Source organism: Paraliomyxa miuraensis (assembly GCF_026337845.1).
Taxonomy (GTDB): domain Bacteria; phylum Myxococcota_A; class Polyangia; order Nannocystales; family Nannocystaceae; genus Paraliomyxa; species Paraliomyxa miuraensis.
Window position 1 is genome coordinate 97,475 of sequence record NZ_JAOVZF010000143.1, and the last position, 19,159, is coordinate 116,633.

13 protein-coding genes are annotated in these 19,159 nt (G+C 71.9%); 5 read left to right on the top strand and 8 right to left on the bottom strand.

The features are described from left to right. Window positions 1-151: 151 nt before the first annotated feature. Window positions 152-595 (top strand): response regulator, encoded by a 444-nt coding sequence (locus tag OEB96_RS10470; protein WP_266215398.1) that lies wholly within the window; start codon window positions 152-154, stop codon window positions 593-595. Window positions 596-600: 5 nt separating this feature from the next. Here the strand turns inward: OEB96_RS10470 and OEB96_RS10475 are convergent, their stop codons facing one another. The 5 genes from OEB96_RS10475 to OEB96_RS10495 are packed head-to-tail and all read right to left on the bottom strand — an operon-like array spanning window position 601 to window position 6,085. Further along, window positions 601-1,224 carry an HmuY family protein gene (locus OEB96_RS10475; RefSeq protein ID WP_266215399.1) on the bottom strand — a complete coding sequence of 208 codons (624 nt, stop codon included), beginning with the start codon at window positions 1,222-1,224 and terminating at the stop codon, window positions 601-603. Window positions 1,225-1,247: 23 nt separating this feature from the next. Beyond that, complete coding sequence (locus OEB96_RS10480) at window positions 1,248-3,266, bottom strand: TonB-dependent receptor plug domain-containing protein (protein ID WP_266215400.1); 2,019 nt, start codon at window positions 3,264-3,266, stop codon at window positions 1,248-1,250. After that, window positions 3,209-4,768: an MXAN_6640 family putative metalloprotease gene (locus tag OEB96_RS10485; RefSeq protein WP_266215401.1), complete on the bottom strand. Its 1,560-nt coding sequence runs from the start codon at window positions 4,766-4,768 to the stop codon at window positions 3,209-3,211. Before OEB96_RS10485 ends, OEB96_RS10480 begins: the two co-directional genes overlap by 58 nt. Beyond that, complete coding sequence (locus OEB96_RS10490) at window positions 4,765-5,658, bottom strand: HmuY family protein (RefSeq protein ID WP_266215402.1); 894 nt, start codon at window positions 5,656-5,658, stop codon at window positions 4,765-4,767. Before OEB96_RS10490 ends, OEB96_RS10485 begins: the two co-directional genes overlap by 4 nt. Beyond that, window positions 5,645-6,085 carry a hypothetical protein gene (locus OEB96_RS10495; protein WP_266215403.1) on the bottom strand — a complete coding sequence of 147 codons (441 nt, stop codon included), beginning with the start codon at window positions 6,083-6,085 and terminating at the stop codon, window positions 5,645-5,647. The genes OEB96_RS10490 and OEB96_RS10495 overlap by 14 nt, the downstream gene beginning before the upstream one ends. 231 nt (window positions 6,086-6,316) lie before the next feature. On the opposite strand from OEB96_RS10495, the gene OEB96_RS10500 reads away from it, so the two are divergent. The 3 genes from OEB96_RS10500 to OEB96_RS10510 all read left to right on the top strand — a co-directional run bounded on the left by OEB96_RS10500 (window position 6,317) and on the right by OEB96_RS10510 (window position 9,789). Continuing rightward, window positions 6,317-8,245 carry a Kelch repeat-containing protein gene (locus OEB96_RS10500; protein ID WP_266215404.1) on the top strand — a complete coding sequence of 643 codons (1,929 nt, stop codon included), beginning with the start codon at window positions 6,317-6,319 and terminating at the stop codon, window positions 8,243-8,245. Between the two features lie 249 nt (window positions 8,246-8,494). Next, the gene (locus OEB96_RS10505; protein WP_266215405.1) at window positions 8,495-9,190 is read left to right on the top strand and encodes a DUF3501 family protein; all 696 of its coding nucleotides are present in this window, start codon (window positions 8,495-8,497) and stop codon (window positions 9,188-9,190) included. Continuing rightward, window positions 9,187-9,789: a peroxiredoxin gene (locus OEB96_RS10510; RefSeq protein ID WP_266215406.1), complete on the top strand. Its 603-nt coding sequence runs from the start codon at window positions 9,187-9,189 to the stop codon at window positions 9,787-9,789. The genes OEB96_RS10505 and OEB96_RS10510 overlap by 4 nt, the downstream gene beginning before the upstream one ends. Before the next feature lie 10 nt (window positions 9,790-9,799). Here the strand turns inward: OEB96_RS10510 and OEB96_RS10515 are convergent, their stop codons facing one another. From OEB96_RS10515 to OEB96_RS10525, 3 genes are read right to left on the bottom strand one after another with little or no spacing between them, the layout of a single operon-like run. After that, complete coding sequence (locus OEB96_RS10515; RefSeq protein ID WP_266215407.1) at window positions 9,800-11,848, bottom strand: ABC-F family ATP-binding cassette domain-containing protein; 2,049 nt, start codon at window positions 11,846-11,848, stop codon at window positions 9,800-9,802. 60 nt (window positions 11,849-11,908) lie between these two features. After that, window positions 11,909-13,810, bottom strand: coding sequence for a PhoPQ-activated protein PqaA family protein (locus OEB96_RS10520; RefSeq protein WP_266215408.1), 1,902 nt, complete (start codon window positions 13,808-13,810; stop codon window positions 11,909-11,911). A 51-nt stretch (window positions 13,811-13,861) separates the two neighbouring features. Then, window positions 13,862-14,422, bottom strand: a complete 561-nt coding sequence (locus tag OEB96_RS10525) for a hypothetical protein (RefSeq protein ID WP_266215409.1) — start codon at window positions 14,420-14,422, stop codon at window positions 13,862-13,864. A 161-nt stretch (window positions 14,423-14,583) separates the two neighbouring features. On the opposite strand from OEB96_RS10525, the gene OEB96_RS10530 reads away from it, so the two are divergent. Then, on the top strand, window positions 14,584-19,131 hold the full coding sequence (locus OEB96_RS10530; protein WP_266215410.1) for a protein kinase domain-containing protein: 4,548 nt from the start codon (window positions 14,584-14,586) through the stop codon (window positions 19,129-19,131). Window positions 19,132-19,159 lie beyond the last annotated feature (28 nt).

Consider the following 19,159-nt stretch of genomic DNA (forward strand, 5'->3'; position numbering starts at 1 on the left):
GAGCCCTCCTGCCTCACTCGTCCTGGGACGGAGCCGTGAGGACGTCCCGCCCGTGGCCGGCACCGATGTCCTGCACCATGTCCAGTCGGCGAGGCCGTCGTGTCCACGGGCTTCGGGCTCGACGGCACGCCACGTGCAAAGGCCAGCCGACATGATCACCACGGCCACCCAGCCCACCTCGACCCTGACGATCCCCCTGCCGCTCGGGAACGTGCTCCTCGCCGAGGACGACCCCGATCTCCTCGACCTGTTGTCGTGTTACCTGCGTCGTCGGGGATACCGAGTCTTCTGTGTCCGGGACGGTACGGCCCTGCTCAAGCGGATCGACGAGTCCACCCCCGTGGGCTCCCTTCCCCCCATCGACGTGATCGTGAGCGACGTGTACATGCCGGGCCTCGATGGGCTCGAGGCCCTGCAGGAATTGCAGGACGATGGGCGACGCATCCCCATGATCCTGATGACGGCCTTCGGCAGCCACGACGTGCACGAGCAGGGACGCCGGCAGGGGGCCTCGCTGGTGCTCGACAAGCCGTTCGAGCTCGATGATCTGCTCTCGGCCGTCGACGAGGCCCGCTTTGGTCGGATGGCCGGTTAGGCGCATCACCCGGGCGCGAGCGCGGCCCAGCGGACCGTGAAGACGCCCGAGGTGCCCGCCTCGTCGTAGTACCCGCCGATCTCCACCTTATACGCATTGCCCTCCACGGTGCGCACCACGTACACGACTGGCTTGGGCGTGAGCACGTGGGTCATGAAGTCGTAGTCGTACCACTCATCGAGCGCGTAGTCGGGGTCCTCGTTCTCGTCGTCGCCGTCGGGTGCATCGGTCACCCAGCCCTCGGTGGGGATCGAGGTCACGGCGTCGAACGTCGTGCCCTCGAGCATCACCGCCTCCATCCCGCCCGTGCCCGAGCTCCCGCCGTTGATCGCGATCGCGAACCGCCGCAGCCCCAGGTCCCACTCGTCCGAGTCGGCTGGATCGGCCGGGTCCCGCTGCTCGCGGGACTCGAGATCGAGGTAGATCCACTGCTCCTGGTCGGTGGCATCGATGGTGCTCACGGTGACGCCGTCGCCCTCGTCCTCGTGCTGAACCTGCGGCCCGCCGCCCTCCTCGGCGGGCGCATCGGTGGTGCTGCTGCCATCGCCGAGCGTCTCGCCGAGATCGGGCGCACAGCCGGTCATGACCAGTACCATCATCGTGCTCGAGAACCAGGTGGATGTACTCATCGGTCGTCCTTCCTACCTTCGGGTCAGTAGCGCAGGGTGACCCCGCCGTAGAACGTGCGCGGCGGGATCGGGTTGGTGGTCGCGTCGCCGGCATCGAGCAGGTTCTCGACCCCGGCGAACGCCTGTACGTGCTCGGCCAGCAGCGCCTGGCCGAGCCGGAGATCGAGCGTGGCGAACGGCGGCGTGGGCTGTTCGTCCTCGACCGCATCGCCGTCCACGTCGGCGTAGAAGAGGCGTCGCCCCTGGATCGTGGCCCGCACCCGCAGGCTCGTGCCCCAGCGCCGCCGATGGAATCGCAGCCCCGCCGTGCCCTGGTGGCGTGGGCGACCGGGCAGCAGGCGCTGGTTCTCCACGTCCCACGCATGCGCGAACGCGTAGGAGCCCTCGAGCGCCAGCGGCTCGAGCACCGACAGCGCCGCCGCCGTCTCCACGCCGCGGCTCTGGGCCTCGCCCACGTTGACGTAGCCGAACTGCGTGACCTCGCCGCCATCGTCGACGGTGTCGACCACGATCGTGTCCTGCAAGCGATGGTCGAACACCTGCCCCGACAGCCACAGCCACGACCACGGCCGCACCTCGGCCGACACGCTGCTGCTCCACGAGGTCTCCGGCCGCAGCTCGGCGTTGCCGCGCACCACGTAGCCCGCCGAGGGGTTGGCGAACTGCAGGAACATCTCGCGAAAGCTCGGCGCGCGATAGCCCCGGCCGTAGCTCGCGCGGATCGTCCAGCGCTCGCTCGGGCGCAGCATCAGGGCGATCCGCGGCGTGGGGTAGATCCCGAAGTACGTGTCCAAGTCGAGCCGTGCCCCGGCCACCACCGCCACCCGCGGTGCCAGGCTCGGGGTCCACTCGTCCTGGGCCAGGATCGCGTAGCGCTGGCGATCCACCCGTGTCGGCTCGATGCGATCGGAGCGCAGCACCTCGGCCTGGAGATCGGCGCCCACCGTCACCGCGTGCTGGCCAATCGCGTGATCGTACTGGGCGGTGGCCTGCGCGAGGTGATCCCACGTGTCCTGCGACTGATCGAGCGCGGTCGAGCCTCGTTGGTCCTGCACGAACTGGTCGCGCCACAGGTTGTACGACCCGCTCACCCGCAGCGACGACGCCGACAGCTCGATCCGCGGGACCAGCCCCACCGTGATCACCTCGGTGCGATTGCGGCGATCGAACACCGCTCCGGCCGCATCCATGTCCACGCGGCTCTGGTCGCGCCGCAGGTAGTCGGCGGTGCCCAGGAGCGACAGCGGCCCCAGCTCGCGCAGCTCCTGACGCGTGCCCACCCGCCACAGCGCCTGGGCGCTGCCCGTGGTGGCCACATCGGACGGATCGGCATCCCAGCCGTCGGTGCGGTGCAAGCCCGCGCTCGCCGAGCCCGCGTAGCGCTCACGGGTCAGCGCCACTCGCCCGGTGAGATCGACGGTGCGCAGGCCCCCGTAGGCCGCATGGACCTCCGCCTCGTGCGGCCGCGTGGGACGGCGGGTGATCACGTTGATCGTCCCCGCCAGCGCATCGGCGCCGTAGAGCACCGAGCCCGGCCCGCGCACGATCTCGATCTGCCCGACGTCCTCGGCGGGGAACCGCGACAGATCCATGGTGCCGTCGACCCGCCCCGTGGTGCGCTGGCCATCGACCAGCACCAGCGTGTAGCGAGGGTCGAGCCCCTGCAGCTGGATCCCCGTGCCCCCCACCCCGCGCGTGAGCGCCACCCCGGGCACCTGCTCGAGCACCTCGGCCAGGCTCTCGCCGCCGCTCTCCTCGACCTCGGTGCGAGACACGACCTGCGTGGCCACGGGAGTGTCGGCGAGCGATTGCTCGGTTCGGGTGCCGGTCACGACGATCGTACGGACCTGCTCGTCGTCCGCCTCGGGCTCGTCGAGCGCCTCGTCCTCGTCGTCTTGCCGGGCCGGCACCGGCACCGGCTCGGGCGGCGGCGCGACCGGCTCGACCAGCAGCCCCGCCATCATGCGAGCCACCAGCACCGCGCTCACCATCGCCGCCTCGAGGACCGAAGGCCCAGCACCACCATCGACCACGCCAGCCACGAGAGGGGCACACGCTCGCCGGCCGCGCGTGCTCGGCAGCTGCAGCCCTGGCCCTCGCCGACCGCCATCCCGTCCGAGGTCGCGTCGGTGCCCTGCTGCGTGCCCCCTTCGCTCGACTCGTCCCCGGGCGGCTCGCCCGTGCTCGAATCGAGCGCGCCCGTGTCGTCCAGCGCCCCCGTCGTGCCCTCATCGGGCGCGCAGCCGGCCGCGTGCACCTCGTCGCCCACGCACACCCGTGCCCGCGCCGAGCTCGACGCCTCGACCGGCCGCGCCACCACCAGCCAGTAGCCCCCGGCCGGCAGCGCGGCTCCGCCCGCCATCGCGATCACCCCTTGCGCCTCGACCGTCTCGAGCGCCAGCGGATCCTCGACCACCCCGTCGGGCGCTCCGTCCTGCACGGCATGCAGCGACAGCTCCACCCCGGGCAGCGGAGCATCGGCCCCGAGCCACAGCGGGCCGCCCGGGTGATCGATCCTCCAGTACTCGGTCGCCACACCATACACGCGCGCGTCCACCTCGAGCGGCCAGCCCTCCTCGCTCGCCACGATGGGCTCGAGCTGCGCCGCGTAGGCATGCGTCGTCGCTCGGCCGGCGCGAGCGCCCGTGGCCAGGTTGGCGCGCGCGAACTCGCCGAACGCGGCCGTCAGCCCGTCCGACCGCCCCTGCAGCGCCTCGACCACCGCCGCCATCCCGTCGGCCTCGCTGCCGTCGGCGGTCTCCATCGCCAGCAGCACCTCCCCCATCACCACCGGGTCGTGGCGCTCGCCGAGGTAGTCCCACCACAGCGCAGTGCCGTAGGCGAACGCGGGCACCGGCCCCGGCGGGGGCTCGTCGAGCGGCCGCCCCGGAGCGGCGAGGTAGGCGTTGCACCAGTGCAGGAAGTCGGGCCACTGCGGCGCGAACTGCCGCTGTCCCCACACGGCCATGCCTTCGCTCATCCAGATCGGCAGCGTCCCGTAGGCCGCCTGCACCGCGTGGAACGCCTCGTGCACGGCCACCACCTCCACCGCCTCCTGCAGGCTGCCGTAGCCGTAGCCCACGAAGTCGTTCTCGATCACCAGGAAGCCCACGCAGTGCCGGGGGCCGCCCTCGGTGCAGCCGTCCACGCCAAAGCGCCCGTCGGAGGCCCCACCGAAGTCCACCAGGTACACGTCGAGCGCCGGGCTGCCGCCGAGCAGCTCGAGACCCAGCGTCGCCTCGCTCACCGGGGGCCGCAGCAGCAGCTCGTCCGCGAAGATCGAGAGCGCCTGCGCGGTGGTCTGCGCCACTTGCTGGGGGAAGTCCGGTACGAGATCGCCGTCGTCGTCGAGCAGCCGCGTCTGGTTTCGCCCCGCCACCGAGTAGTGCACCCGCACCACCCCCGTGGGCTCGTCCCAGTGCTCCACCACGTCATCCCCGTCGAACGACCACAGCCCGCCCTCGGTGGGCCGGGGCTCGGCGCGCGCGGTGGCGCAGGGCAGCGCGAGCGCTCCCACCAGCAGCAGGCGACGCGCCGCGGTCACTCGAGGAAGCTCCAGCGCCAGGTGAAGTGTGCGCTGTCGCTGCCCATCATGCCGGTCTCGTTGCACCCTTCCTGCCCCGAGCCGTAGTAGGCGTCGATCACCAGCTTGAGCGTGCGGCCATCGGGCAGCTGCAGCACGAACGGCACGCCCGTCGTGGCCACGCAGCCCGCGTAGCCCCACCACGGCGTCAGCAGGTAGTTGGGGCTGCCCTGCCCCATGCCGTCGTCCACCAGCGTGCAGCCATCGTCATAGAACGCCTCCTCGGCGAACGCGGCCCCGCCGGGCACCGCGTCGAGCTCCTCGTAGGCCACGCCGTCTGCGAGCGCCGCCTGCACGCACGAAGGTCCCCCCGTGCCGCCGTTGATCCGGATGGCGAAGCGCTTGGCCGCGATGTGCCAGTCGTGCGAGCCCAGGCTCTGTAGGTCGTCGATGTCGACCCGCTGCAGGCCCTCGTCGGTGAAGCGCATGTACACCCACGGGTTCATCGGGGCGTTGGGCAAGCCTCCTGCCGAGGCGTCGATCTCGCTCACGAAGCCGGCGCCGTCGGGCATGCTGCTCACCGCGCCCTCGCTGGTCACCCCGTCCACCAGGCCGAGGTCGAGGATCATCGCGTCCTCGCAGGCCACCGCGTGATCGCACGACGGCTCGCCCGTCTCGGTGGCATCGGCGGTGGCGGCCGTGGTGTCGTCGGGCTCGGAGGTCGTGGGCGCGGCCGTGGTGCCCTCGTCCGGCGTCGTGGTGGTCGGTGCATCACCGGTCTCGCTCGAAGGATCGGGACCGCTCGAGGAATCGGTCGCCTCCCCGTCGTCGGCGCACGACGACGCGAGGGTGAGCGCGAGCAATGCAGCCGCGCAGCGGCCGAGGGTGGGCAGTGGGTCACGGTGGAGCATGTGCAGCATGGGGATCCTCGGAGGTGGGCGCGACGACGGTCGCGGAGTCCGGCATGGGCTCGGGAGCGGACGACGGCACGGGCTCGTACGCGGCCGGCGGCTCGTCGACCGGCTCGGGGTCGGACCGCTCCGTCGACGACGGTGGGGGACGTGATTGCTTGGGCGTGGGCGCGGGCGTAGGCGCGGGCTCGGATGCGGTCAGCAGCGGCGCGCACGACGGCGAGTGCTCGCCCGCGCAGCGAAAGCTCGCTCCACGGCACGACGCCGCCCAGCTCGTCTCTGCCCAGCCGATCGACACGTCGTCGATCGCGATCTCGTCGGGTGCACACCCGATCGCGCCGGAGGACGCGCGCGCCAGATCACCCGCGCAGCCGGGCCCCACCCACGTGCAGGCCAGCATCCCCGCCAGGCCGAGCATGCATCGCATGGCTATATTGAAAACAGTTTTCAAAATTGAATTCAAACGGAATCGTACCCGGTCCAGCCGGCCGTTTCGTGACCAAAATCAAAGTCTTGAAAGTCGTTTTCAATTCTATAGTCTCCCCGTATGCCCCTCCCCCGCCCGCGCTCCGGTGTCCTTGCTGGACTGGCGATGCTCGCATGCACGCCGGTCGCCGCTTCTTCCTCGAGCCCCGGTTCGACCGCGCCCCCACCCGCCGTGGCCCTGGCCTCCGTCACTCCACGGCCGCTGCCGCGATCGGTCGAGGGCGACCTGCCGATGCTTCCCCAGGCGCTCACCAGCTTCGGTGCGGCGCTCCACGGCGAGCATCTCTACGTCTACGGCGGGTACTTCGGCCGCCCGCACGACTACTCCGAGGCGGGGCAATCGGGTGCCCTCGTGCGGCTGTCGCTGGCCACGGGCACGTGGGAGGACCTGGGCAGCGGGCCCAAGCTGCAGAGCGTGGCGCTGGTGACCCACGGCGACGCGCTCTACCGCGCGGGTGGCATGCAGGCCCAAAACCCCGCGGGGCAGCCCGCCGATCTCCGCTCGCAGGACGGCGTCGCCCGCTTCGATCCGAGCGCCCTGCGCTGGACCGAGCTACCGCCGCTGCCCGAGCCCCGCTCGTCGCACGACGCGATCGCGGTCGGCGACACGCTCTACGTGGTCGGCGGCTGGCAGCTCGACGGCCCGGGCGCCCCCACCTGGCTCGACACCGCCGCTTCGCGCCCGCTGCACGACGACGCGGCCGAGTGGTCGCGCTTCGAAGCCCCGTTCCGCCGCCGAGCCGTGGCCGCGGCCGCGGCCGCCGATCGGCTGGTGGTGGTCGGCGGCCTCGATCCCGAGGGCAGCGTCTCGCAGGCGGTCGACGTGTACGACCCCGCGGGGCAGGCCTGGACCCGCGGCCCCGACTTCCCCGGCGCCGGCTTCGGCGTGGCCGCGGTCGGCATCGACGACACCGTCTACGCCGGCGGCAGCGACGGCGTGATCCACCGCTGGCGCGTGGGCGCCCCCGCCTGGGAGCGCGAGACCTCGATGGCACTCCCCCGCTTCTTCCACCGCTTCGTCGCCACCGGGCCGGCCGAGCTGGCGGTGCTGGGAGGCATCCGCTCGATGGCCACGGGCACCCGCGTGCGCCCCGTCGAGCGCATCGCCGTGGGCCAGCACCCGCGCTCGCCCAGCGTGGCCCACGTGGAGCTGAGCAACCCCGCGGCCGCCCGCAACCGCCAGGGCGTGTTCCTGCTCGACGATGCCCTCTACGTGTTCGGCGGCAACGTGAGCCTGGGCCAGCACGACTTCGAGCCCCAGCACTTCACCGACCAGGGCGCGCGCCTCGACCTCGTCACGTTCGAGTGGTCGCCCATGGCCCCCTATCCCGCACGTCGTCAGACGATGTCCACGCTGATCACGTCCGATGGCACCGCGCTCGCCGTGGGCGGCTTCGGCCACGACGGCGAGGTGGCGCGCACCCACCCCGAGCTCCACGTGTACGAGCCCGTCGCCGATCGCTGGACCCCGCGCCCCGGCGGCCTGCCGGGCCTGGGGCGCACCCAGCTCGGCCTGGCCGAGCACGACGGCACGCTGTGGGTGCTCGGCGGCCTCGACTACGATCCGCGGCGCTCCAAGGACGATCAGTTCCGACACGAGCGCTCGGTGCTGCACGCCCCGCTGCACGATCCCAAGGCCGGGCTCGTGCCCTCGGGCCTCGAGCTGCCGCGGCCGCGGCGGGCGTTCGCCTCCGCCCAGCTCGGCGACCGCGTCTACCTGGTCGGGGGCATGCGCGAAGGCTTCGCCTTGGTGGAAGAGTGCGAGGTGCTCGACCTATCGAGCGGTACCTGGCACGCGCTGCCCGGGCCCGCACGTCCGCGGTTGTCGGCCGAGCTCGTCGCGCTCGGCGGCAAGCTCTACCTGGCGGGCGGCTCCTCGCGCCCGGCCCAAGGCGGCGAGCTGGCGGCCGATCGCTCGGTCGAGGTGTTCGATCCCGCGACCGGCTCGTGGTCCACGCTGATCGACGCGCTGCCCATCGAGACCCGACACATGCGCATGCTGCCGTGGCGTGATCGCCTGCTGGTCTACAACGCCCACGACGAGGACGGCCGCGTGCACGTGCTGGTGATCGACCCGGGCGACGGGCCCGCCGCGGGGTAACCAGTCGCGCTCGCCCAAGAGGTCCGACCGTGCGGTGCGGGCCCTCTCAATTGATTTCGATTATCATGATTTTCGATATTCGGCCGATGAATCGATCCGAGATGGCACTCACGCTTAATTCCAATTTTTGATTTTGACTTTCAATTTTATCAAAGCATACTCTCCCAAGGCACGGTCGTCGGCCCACTCGGAGCAAGGCGTTTCGCTCCCGCGGCGCTCCGAGTGGGCCGACTCCTTTCCCTCCCGATCATGACCGCGTACCCCCTCGACTCCCTCGCGCCCTCGGTCCCTCCCGCTGCGCGCTTCTTGCCCCTGCGCCCTCCCGACGTGCTGTCGAGCGAGGCGTACGAGCGCATCCGTCCGCGATACCTACGGCTGATGACCGAGCTGCGGCGTCACCGTCGCGTCCGGATCGCACCCGAGGTCGTCCTCCTGTTCGAGAGCCGCGAGACCGTGCTCGCGCAGATCCACGAGGTGCTGCGAGTCGACGGCCACACGCCCGAGCACGTGGAGCGCGAGCTGTCGCAGTACGACTGCCTGGTGCCGCGCCCCGGCGAGCTGCGGGCCACGGCGATGATCGACGGCGGCAGCCGCTCGCGCGGCCGGGCCCTCGCGACGGCGCTGCGCCGCCCCGGCGCCGTCACGCTGTCGGTCGACGGCATCCGCTGCGACAGCCAGCTCGCGGCGCCTGGCGACGACGACGACGATCCCGTGCAGTACCTCCGCTTTGGGGTGGAGCTCGGCTTCACCTCTGCGCTCCGCCGCCGCGACGCCGCGGTCGGCATCACCACCCACCTGCCCCCCTGCATGCGGCTGACCTTCGCCGCGCCCTCGCTGCGCGACCAGCTCCGCGACCAGCTCGGCGCGCCACCTCCTCGCACGCTCCTGCACACGCTGGCCGCGTGCCCCTGGATGCTCACCCTCCCGGAGACCACCCCATCATGACCGTCCTCGTCACCCGCCCTGCTCCCGACTTCACCTGCGCCGCCGTGCGCCCCGACGGCTCGATCGACGACGCGTTTCGGCTGTCGACCGCGCTGGAGGGCAAGTATGGCCTGCTGGTGTTCTATCCGCTCGACTTCACGTTCGTGTGCCCCAGCGAGCTCATCGCGCTCGATCACCGCATCGAGATCCTGCGCGAGCGCAACGTGGAGGTGATCGCAGTCTCGATCGACTCGCAGTACACCCACCACGCCTGGCGCAACACGCCCATCGACGCGGGCGGGATCGGCCCGGTGCGCTACACCATGGCGGCCGACGTCAAGCACGAGATCTGCCGCGCCTATGGGGTGGAGACCGCGGGCGGCGTGGCCCTGCGCGCGTCGTTCCTCATCGACCAGGCGGGGATCGTGCGCGCCCAGCTCGTCAACGATCTCCCGCTCGGCCGTGACATGGACGAGCTGGTGCGCCTGGTGGATGCGCTGCAGTTCCACGAGGAGCACGGCGAGGTCTGCCCCGCGGGCTGGCGCAGGGGACAGGTCGGCATGGACGCCACGGCCGACGGGGTGGCGAGCTACCTGCGCGGCCACGCCAAGGCGCTGTGAGCCCGCGGGCTCACCCGGGCAAGCCCGCGCGTGCCTCGTCGAGCTCGGCCTGGGCCAGCTCCCATGCGTCCGTCAGCTCCGACAGCTCGGTGCTGTCGCGCTGGTACTCGGCCAGCAGCGCATCGCGGCGCCTGGGGTCGTCGTAGAGCGCAGGATCGGCCAGGGCCAGGTTGTGCTCGCGCTGCCGGGTCTCGAGCGCCTCGATCCTGGCCTCGATGTCCTTGATCCGCTGCTGCAGCGGACCGAGTGCCCGGTTCTGCTCGGCCCGGCGCTGCGCTTCCTCGCGCTTGCGGGCCCTCCGCTGCTCGCGGCTCTCGACGGGCACCGACGAAGCCGCCGCCGCGTCGGGCGTGGTCGCGGCCACCGCCCGGGCCGGTTCCCTGGTGGGCCCCGGTGCCGCCGAGGTCGCCGCCTCCATCGCGGCACGCTCCGGATCGCGGTGCCGGTCGAGGTACTCGTCGAGCGTACCCGGATAGGTCTCCACGCGTCCGTCTGCCACGTCCCAGATCCGCGTGGCCAGCGTGCGAATGAAGCTGCGGTTGTGGCTCACGAACACCAGCGAGCCATCGAACGAGGTCAGCGCCTCCGCCAGCGCCTCGCTCGAGTCGAGGTCGAGGTGGTTGGTGGGCTCGTCCATCAACAGCACGTTGCCGGGATCGATGAGGATCTTGGCCAGGGCCACCCGCGCCCGCTCGCCGCCCGAGAGCACGTCGATGGGCTTGTCCACGTCTTCCTCGTGGAACAGGAACGAGCCCAGGAGCGTGCGGACCCGCGTGGCGCCGGCGCGGGGGTTGGCCGCCGCCACCTCCTCGAACACGGTGCGCCCGGGCTGCAGGGTCTCGGCGTGGTGCTGCGCGTAGTAGCCCACCTTGACCTTGTTCCCCAGCGTGATCGCGCCCGCGTCGGCGGCCAGCTCGCCCGCGATCATCTTGAGCAGCGTGGTCTTGCCGGCGCCGTTCTTGCCGATGATCCCGATCTTCTCGCCGCGCTGCACCCGGAGGTCGTTGCCGGGGAACACCACGTGATCGCCGAACGCCTTGCGCAGCCCCTCCACCTCCACCACCACCGCGCCCGTGCGCTCGGTGGGGGGAAAGCGCAGCCGCATCACCTCGCGACGGCTGAAGGTGACCACCTCGTCCATCTTCTCGAGCGCCTTGATGCGGCTCTGGACGGCGCGCGCCTTGTTGGCCTGGGCGCGAAAGCGGGTGATGAAGCGCTCGGCCTGCTCGCGCTCGCGCTGCAGGTTCTTGGCCTGGTTCTCGAGCACGATCTCCTCTTCGGCCCGCTGCTTGCGGTACGACTCGTAGTCGCCCCGGTACTGCCGCGTGCCCTCGACCTCGAGGCTCACCACCCGATCGATCTGCTCGTTGAGGAACTCGCGGTCGTGGCAGATGAGCACGAACCCGTGGGGGTAGCGGCGCAGGAAGTCGCCGAACCATGCCACCGAGGGCAGGTCGAGGTGGTTGGTGGGCTCGTCGAGCAGCAAGAGCTCGGGGCGCTGGAACAGCAGCGCTCCCAGATGGGCCCGCATCCGCCAGCCGCCCGACAGCTCGCCCACGTCGCGCCCATGGTCGGTGTCGGAGAAGCCCAGGCCGGCCAGGATGCGGTGCGCTTCGTGCTCGGAGTAGTGCTCCTCGAAGTGGGCCTGGCGCTCGTGCGCATCGGCCAAGCGCTCGGCCGCGGCCATCAGCGCCTCTTCGCCGTCGGCCCCGTCCGTCTCCCGAGACGCCCGCTGCATCTCCTCCTCGGCCGCACGCAGCTCCTGGTCGATGTCGGCGCGCCCCGGCACGCTGCCGGTGACGGTGGCCAGCACGGTGGTGCCGCCATGGGGCGGGATGTCCTGGGGCAGATAGCCGATCCGCAGGCCCCGGCGCGCCCGCACCTCGCCGCCATCGGGCGTGGCCATGCCCGCCATCAGCCGCATCAGGCTGCTCTTGCCCGAGCCATTGACCCCCGTCAGGCCCACGCGATCATGGGCGCCGATCCGAAGATCGAGCTCGCGCAGCAGATCCTTCTTGCCGAAGGCCAGCGACACGCCCTGCAGGACCAGGAGGCTCACGGCCGGCGGTGTACAACCGCCGCGCGGGGGCTCGCAAGGCCCGACCCGGCCGAGCGCCCCTCAGAGGTTGTTCAGCGCCTGGCACCGCAGCAGGGCCTGGGGCGCGTCCTCGTTCTCGGCCGACACGATGTGCTCCCAGACGTAGGTGTCGCTGGTCGCGGGCGTGTACCAGCCCAGGTTGCCCAGCTCGACGTTGACGCGCGCAGCCGCACACTGGGCCAGCGCCTCCGCCTCCGGAGTCTCGTCGCCCAGCAATGCGCCCACGAGCGTCTCCACGTCGACGATGTGCTGGCCCCGGACCACCATGGGCAGCGTACCGGCCAGCATCGCGTGGGCCGGGTCCGCCATGTCGACCGCGCCCTCGGCCTCGCACCGCCACTGCGGCAGGCTCACGGGGGAGCCCAGCGGCTGATCGAGATCGTGGGGGAAACCCTCGGGCGTGACGTAGACGTGGGACGAGTAGATCTGCTCCTCGGGCGTGCCGTCGACGCCGGGGTAGCGGAACTCGACCACGTGCGCGTCGTAGCCCTGGGCGGGCATCGACAGCTCGACCTCGTAGGTCAGCGGGCCGACGGGATCGAGCGGCGTGGCCTGCCACCCGTCCGCGATCGTCGTGTAGCGAAAGTCCCGGACCTCGGAATTGTTCGCCACCCACAGCACCACGCTCGAAGGATCCTGGTCGGTCTGGATCGTCAGGACCCCGTCGGTGACCTCCTCGGTGAGGGTGGGACGCGTCCCGCCCGTCAGGATCGACTGATACCAGGCGGTGAGGCCCATGAGGTTGGTGTCGAGGTTCTCCCCCAGGCTGTGCGACTCGTTGGGGACGATCCGCTGCGTGGCCTCGCCGGGGATGGCATGCAGGAACGTCCGCGTCGCGTCGGCGAGGAAGAACTCGTCGCCGCCCGCCTGCAGCACGTAGTGCGGCATCGTCAGCGCATCGGCGTAGCTGATGAGGTCGACCACCCCGCGCAGGAAGTACCCCTCCGGGGACCGGATCTCCTGCAGCACGCTCTCGTTGACGTAGGAGTCGGCGGCGTCGGCGTATTGACCGTAGCTGCGGAATTGCTTCTCGGCGAGCTGGTCGAGCTCGAGGGCGGTGAAGACCCCGGGCACCACCGCCTCGACGCGATCGTCGGCGGCGGCGGTCAGCCAGGCCGTGGCGCCGCGCTTGGAGAAGCCGGTCACGATGAACCCGTCGGGAGCCTGTCCGATCCGCTGGTCGAGGAACTCCTGCATGGTGTCCATGGCGCGGACCGAGGCCTTGGTCATCGGGAAGTATGCAGCCCAGGTCGGATCCTGCGTGTCCATGGCCTTGCGCCACGAGTACGCGACCAGATCGTCCTCCGACATCGGCTCGGGCCGGTCCGGAGCGGTGGAGGGCTGGGCCGGGATCTGGCCCAGCACCACCGCCGGCGTCCCCGTGGCCACCGCCACCTGGATCAAGAGCGGCAGCTCGCCCATGCCCGGCAGGGTCTCCGACACGTCGCCGCCCACGATCACCAGGTGAGCCTTGGTGGTGGTGATCATGTCCGGCACGATGATCGTCATCCAGTGACTCCAGATGGCGGGCGAGATCTCGTCCTCGGAGCGCCACTGCTGGGAATCCATCTGGAGGAAGTAGGTGGTGTAGCCGATGCCGTTCTGCTGGCTGTCGAGCGCATAGGTGTACGCGGGGTCGTCGTCCTGGACGAACTCGCGGAGCCGATCGACGCTCCCGGCGATCTCGGACCACCCCACCGGGGCGGACAGCGGCTGCACTTCCTCCGAGCTCGGCACGCACTCCTCGGTCCCCGTCGTCGTCGAGTCGACCCCCGTGGTCGTGGAGGAGGAGGACGAGCCGGTGGTGTCCGGATCGTCGGTGGTCGTCCCCATGTCGGTGTCCTGCGGCTCCGGCGAGTCCGGGCATGCCGAGAGGAGGACGAGCGACAGGGCGGCTCCACGAGCTGGGGTTCGTTCACGCATCGGCCCGATGGTCGCAGATGCAGCCGGGCGGAGCTACCCGCTCGTCCCTGCCTACCGCTCGTCGCGAGGGGCGAGCACCAAGAAGCGCTCGCGCGCCTCGGCCATCAGCGCATGGGCCTGGGCCACGCAGGTCCGAACCTCGTCGATGTAGCCATCCGCCGAGGCCGACCAGGTACGGTTGACCAGGCGCTCCGCGGCAGCAAAGCGGGTCATCACCTCGCCGTACACCGCGAGGCCGAAGCTCGGGATCATCGCCTCCCGCTCGTCGGCGAACACGGCCAGCGGCTCGGCCAGCCGCGCATCGAGGCGCTCGTGCACCGCGTAGGGATCGGCGCCCTCGCCCTGCGCGACCAGCTCCTCGTGCAGCGCCCGCAGCTCTTCGTCGGCGCGCACGAGCGCGTCGCGGAGCCGCTCCACTCGCTGGGCCACCTGATCGGCGGTCCCCGAGGCCTGCGCCGCCGTCTTGCGCAGGAGCACCACGCCCCCGAGCGCCAGTGCGGCCATCGCCCCGTAGGCCGGCCAGTGCACCGCGGAGGGATCGCGCACGGCCACGAACGAGCCGCCGATCACTCCGACCCACAGGAACACGTGTCCGAGCCGACGGCTGTGCATGACCAAGACCGACCCACTCTTCGCACACCCGCGGCCGAGGAACAAGCGCGCGCGGGGTGTGTCCGGGCCGGATCGAGCTGCGGTGAGCGCCAGCGCAGCGTCGGATTCGTCGTACGATGGACGGGGCGAGCATCAGCCGCGGTCATCGAGCAGGTCAGCCCATGCACAGAACCGAGGTCGAGGACGCGACGCGCTCGTTGGCGAGCACCGTGGAGGACGGGACGGAGCTGCTCGCCTCCAAGCCCTTGCCCGGTGCCGCCCACCACTCGGACCTGCCCACGCTGACCCAGCTCGGGCGCTTCGTGCTGCTGCGCCACGTGGGCTCCGGGGGCATGGGCGAGGTGTACGCCGCCTACGACGAGCAGCTCGACCGCCGCGTCGCGATCAAGCTGCTGCGGGCCGATGCCTCGCACCGCACCCGCGCCCGCGAGCGCCTGCTGCGGGAAGCCCAGGGGCTCGCACGGCTCTCCCACCCCAACGTGGTGCAGGTGCACGAGGTCGGCGTTCACGACGATCTCGTGTTCATCGTGATGGAATTCGTCGAGGGCCTGACGGTCCGCGACTGGCTCCTCGAGCCCGGGGACCCCGCCACCGCCCCCCCGCGGAGCGAGCCGGAGTCGGCCAGGCCGACCAAGGACGCCAAGCGAGCGCCCCGACGGCGCTCGATCCAGGCCGTGCTCGACGTGTTCGTGGAGGCCGGCCGGGGCCTGGCGGCCGCCCATGCGATGGGCCTGATCCACCGCGACTTCAAGCCGGGCAACGTCATGGTCGGTGAAGACGGTCGCGTGCGCGTGCTCGACTTCGGGCTCGTGCAGCGCGACGACGAGCCCGAGCCCCCGCCCGGCCTCGACGACGACGAGCCCGACGCGTCCTCGCAGACGCTCGACCCCGGCACCAGGACGGGCCTGTTCCTGGGCACGCCCGCGTACATGGCCCCCGAGCAGTTCGCCGGGACCGAGCTCGATGCGCGGACCGACCAGTTCAGCTTCTGCGTGGCGCTCCACGAGGCGCTCTACGGTCTCAGGCCGTTCGAGGGCCGCGGCCTGGCCACGTTGATCGTCAACGTACGTCGCGGGCAGATGCGGCCGCTTCCCCCCGACCACGACGTACCGGCCTGGCTCCGCGCCGTGGTGCTGCGCGGGCTCTCGATCGATCCCGCCGACCGCTTCGAATCCATGGACGCGCTGCTGCACGCGCTGACCCACGACCCCGCGGTCGTGTGGCGTCGCTGGCTCCGTACGATCGCCTCGCTGGCCGCGGTCGCGCTCGTGGTCGCGCTGGTGATCCTGGGCGGGCTCGAGCTGCGCGACCGCTGGCGAGAAGAGCAGCGCCAGACCGCGGCCGCGCAGGCACTCGAGCGGCTCGAGGAGCGGATCGCACGACTGCGAGCCGAGGGCGACCTCGCGCGAGCCCGCCGTCTGTTCGAGGACTTCGTCGCGCGACCGGAGCTCCAGGACACCGATGCCCTGGCGCAGGCGTGGCTGCTCGAGGCCGAGCGCCGGCGGGCCGACGATGCCTTCGAAGATGCCCAGTCGGCCTACGCCCGCGCCTACCTGCGCGCCCGCAGTGGCACGATCGAGGCCGAGGCCCTCGTGGGGCTGGCGCAGGGCTTCGATCAGCGGCTCGACTGGACGGCGCTGCACCAGGTCCTGCACATGCTGCAGCAGCATCACCCCGCGCTCCTCGAGGATCCGGCGCTGCGCGAGATCCGGCTACGGGCGGCCCTGCAGGCGCGGGACCTGGCCGCGGCGCAGCGGCTGCTGCAGACCGCGGGCGATCCGGAGGACCTCCGCCTGCACGCGCTGCAGGCCCTGCAAGGAGCCACGCCCACCCCCTACCGGGACATCGCAGCCGCGTGGCCCTTCGAGCTCGAGGACGACGGCACCCGGCAGCTGCTGCTTCGCGACGAGCGCGGCGGAGCCCTGCGCGTGGTGGAGGCCGACCCCACGCTCGCCGAGCGCGTCGTCGTGTCGATCGGCGAGGGCACGGGGTACCCCGTGCCCCCCGGGCACGAGCGACCGGGGCTGTTCGTGGCGGAGCGCGGCGAGGAGGTGGCGCTGCTCCGGCTCGGCTCCGACGGTACGGCCACGGAGCTGCTGCGCTGGACGGAGGGCCGACCCGAGGGCGTCACCGCCGGCGATCTCGACGGCGATGGCGAGCCCGAGATCTACGTGGGCACGAGCCCCCAGAGCCGGCGCATCGTTCGGCTCGATCGCGATGCGGCGGGGCAGTGGTCGTGGACCGCCCCCGAGCGTCACGCCGAGGCCTCGCTCTCCGACACGATGGCGGTGGAGCTCGCGGATCTCGATGGAGATGGTCGTCCCGAGCTCGTGGCCGGCACCAGCGACTGGACCGCCTACGACGTGCGCGTGCTCGCAGCCGAGGGCAAGGAGCTGCGGCTGATCGCCCGCGACCAGCTCGGGCCCATCCTCGACGTGAAGGTGGTGAAGGACGCGGCCGCGCAAGCCCTCATCGTCGTCAACAAGACCGGCGGCCGGGGAAACACCACGATCTTTCCCCCCGATCGTCCCAGCGGTGAGCCGGTCGGGCTCCACGTGCTGCGGCTCGTGGACGATCACCTCGAGCGGGTGGCCCTCGTGCCTCCGCCCCACGCCTCGCCCACGTACGGCCCGGCCCGCCTGTTCGGGCTGATGGTGGGGGACGTCGACGGCAACGGGCTCGACGATGTGGTCGTCGTGGTCGATCGGCTCGACGGCGCGCACACGTGGCTTCAGCTCCAGGCGCCCGACGGGAGCTTCACCCCGCTGCTCCTGGGCAACGTCCGCGCGCGCGCAGCGGTCGAGCTCGATGGAGACCCGGCCAGCGAGCTGCTCGTCGAGATCGAGGACGACCAGGACGTGGGACACCTTTGGATCCTCGGCACGGGAACGCAGGCCCTCCCCCTGCACGGGCTCGCCAACGAGGCACCCGAACCCGCGCCTCGAGGAGAGTTCGCAGCGGAGCTGGCGGCGTCGTGGGAGCGCGCGGGCGAGCTCGAGGGCATGGGGCTGTTCGCCGAGGCCGCGCTGGCGTTCGAAGACCTCGCGATCGCCAGCGCCGATCCTGCGATCGGATCGGCCGCACGACTGCGGGCGGCCGCGCTGCGCGAGCGCTCCGGAGACGACCACGCGGCCCTCGAGCACTACGATCGCGTTCGAGCCGAGGGCGATCCGGCCCGCTCGATCGAGGCCCTGCGGGGAGCGCTGCGCCTGCGAGCGCGAGAGGGGGCCTACGCCCCGGTGGTCGAGCTCGCCAACGCCCTGCTCGCGCGGCCCGAGGTGGACGAGCCCGAGCGAAGCTCGCTGGTGGCGCTGCGCGACGAGCTCGCCGACGTCGTCCACGGCCTCGCGCGGCTCGAGCTCCCGCTCGATCGCCCCCTGCCCCCGTCCCTGCGGATCCACCAGCCGCTGAACCTGCACCGCGACCCCAGCACCGCGTCGCTCGAGGTCTCCGGGTTCCTCGAGGGCGAGCTGGCCTCGATCCCCGTGACCTGGTCGGGTGGCCATCTCGCCCTCGAGGTCGAGTGGTCGATCCCACGCGCCGAGTGGGGCGCAGGGCTTGCGTGGGTGCTGATCCCGGAGGCCGGGGGCGACCCGGTGCTGCGGCTGCAGGAGCGCGCCGAGGGCGGCGCCAACGAGGTCTCGCTCGAGCTGCGGTGCTCCATCGCGCCCGACGTCGGCGTCACCCGGGTCGACGACGCGGACCCCGGCCTCCTCGAGCGCAACGTGATGCGGGCGGTGCTCACCCCCGCGCTCCACGAGCGCCGGGTCTCGATCTTCGACGCGCAGGGCAAGCGGGTCGCCGACCAGCGCTCCCATGTCGCGTTCGAGGCCCCTCCGCAGGGCGACTACCGGCTCGTGCTGCGGGCCTACGACGAGTGGGGCTCCGACGGGTGGAACGAGGTCCGGATCCACCGCATCACCGCCACCGGGCTGCGCATGCGCGGGCCTCCGAGCGAGCCGGCCACCGCCGTCGAGGCGGCCGGTCGCGCCTTCGTCGAGGGCGATCTGCGCGCGGCGGTGGAGCGGCTCGCCGCCCTCCCCCAGCCCTCGGCGGACGCCCAGGCCATGCACGCCCACGCGCTGATGATGCTGGGCCGCGTGCACGAGGGACAGGCGATCCTCGATCCGCTCATCGGCACGCTCGGTCCGGGCACCGACGGCGACCCCGACCCCGGCGACGGCGAGCGGGCCCTGGCCACCCTGCTGCGCCGACATCCCGTGCTCTACGCCCCCTTGCTCCGCGAGCGCATGGGTGCCCGGTTCTCCGCGCTCGCCCACCAGGCGTGGATGCTCGCGCTGCTGTTCCACGCCGACGAGCCCGTGGTGCAGCGGGAGCTCCTCGAGCTGCTCGACGATCTCGACGCGAGCCCCGAGGCCGTCGACCCGCTCGCGGCGAGCCGGCTGATCTCGCTGCGCTTGAAGCGAGCGGACGTGCTCATCGAGCTGCACGAGCCCGACGCCGCCCGCCGCGAGCTGGCCTCGGTGCTCGCGCTCGGCGAGGCGCTCCCGCCCCGCCGACAAAAGGCCGTCCAGATGGAGCTCGAGCTGCGTCACGCGGCGCTCGAGGTCGACGCCGGCGAGCTGCCGCGGGCCCGGGAGCGGGTGCTCCGCGTGCTCGAGGCCAGCGCGCGGCGCATGTACATGGAGGAGCAGCTCCGCGTCGACCCCCGGCTGTCGCGCGTGCTCGACCCCCCCGCGCCGCGCTGACCCCCGCGCCGCGCCGACCGAAATTGCT

What these genes read in the sequence shown, in the direction of transcription:
- OEB96_RS10470 (WP_266215398.1), top strand. Translation starts at nt 152, where the DNA reads ATGATCACCACGGCCACCCAGCCCACCTCGACCCTGACGATCCCCCTG.
- OEB96_RS10475 (WP_266215399.1), bottom strand. Translation starts at nt 1,224, where the DNA reads ATGAGTACATCCACCTGGTTCTCGAGCACGATGATGGTACTGGTCATG.
- OEB96_RS10490 (WP_266215402.1), bottom strand. Translation starts at nt 5,658, where the DNA reads ATGCTCCACCGTGACCCACTGCCCACCCTCGGCCGCTGCGCGGCTGCA.
- OEB96_RS10495 (WP_266215403.1), bottom strand. Translation starts at nt 6,085, where the DNA reads ATGCGATGCATGCTCGGCCTGGCGGGGATGCTGGCCTGCACGTGGGTG.
- OEB96_RS10505 (WP_266215405.1), top strand. Translation starts at nt 8,495, where the DNA reads ATGACCGCGTACCCCCTCGACTCCCTCGCGCCCTCGGTCCCTCCCGCT.
- OEB96_RS10510 (WP_266215406.1), top strand. Translation starts at nt 9,187, where the DNA reads ATGACCGTCCTCGTCACCCGCCCTGCTCCCGACTTCACCTGCGCCGCC.
- OEB96_RS10520 (WP_266215408.1), bottom strand. Translation starts at nt 13,810, where the DNA reads ATGCGTGAACGAACCCCAGCTCGTGGAGCCGCCCTGTCGCTCGTCCTC.
- OEB96_RS10525 (WP_266215409.1), bottom strand. Translation starts at nt 14,422, where the DNA reads ATGCACAGCCGTCGGCTCGGACACGTGTTCCTGTGGGTCGGAGTGATC.
- OEB96_RS10530 (WP_266215410.1), top strand. Translation starts at nt 14,584, where the DNA reads ATGCACAGAACCGAGGTCGAGGACGCGACGCGCTCGTTGGCGAGCACC.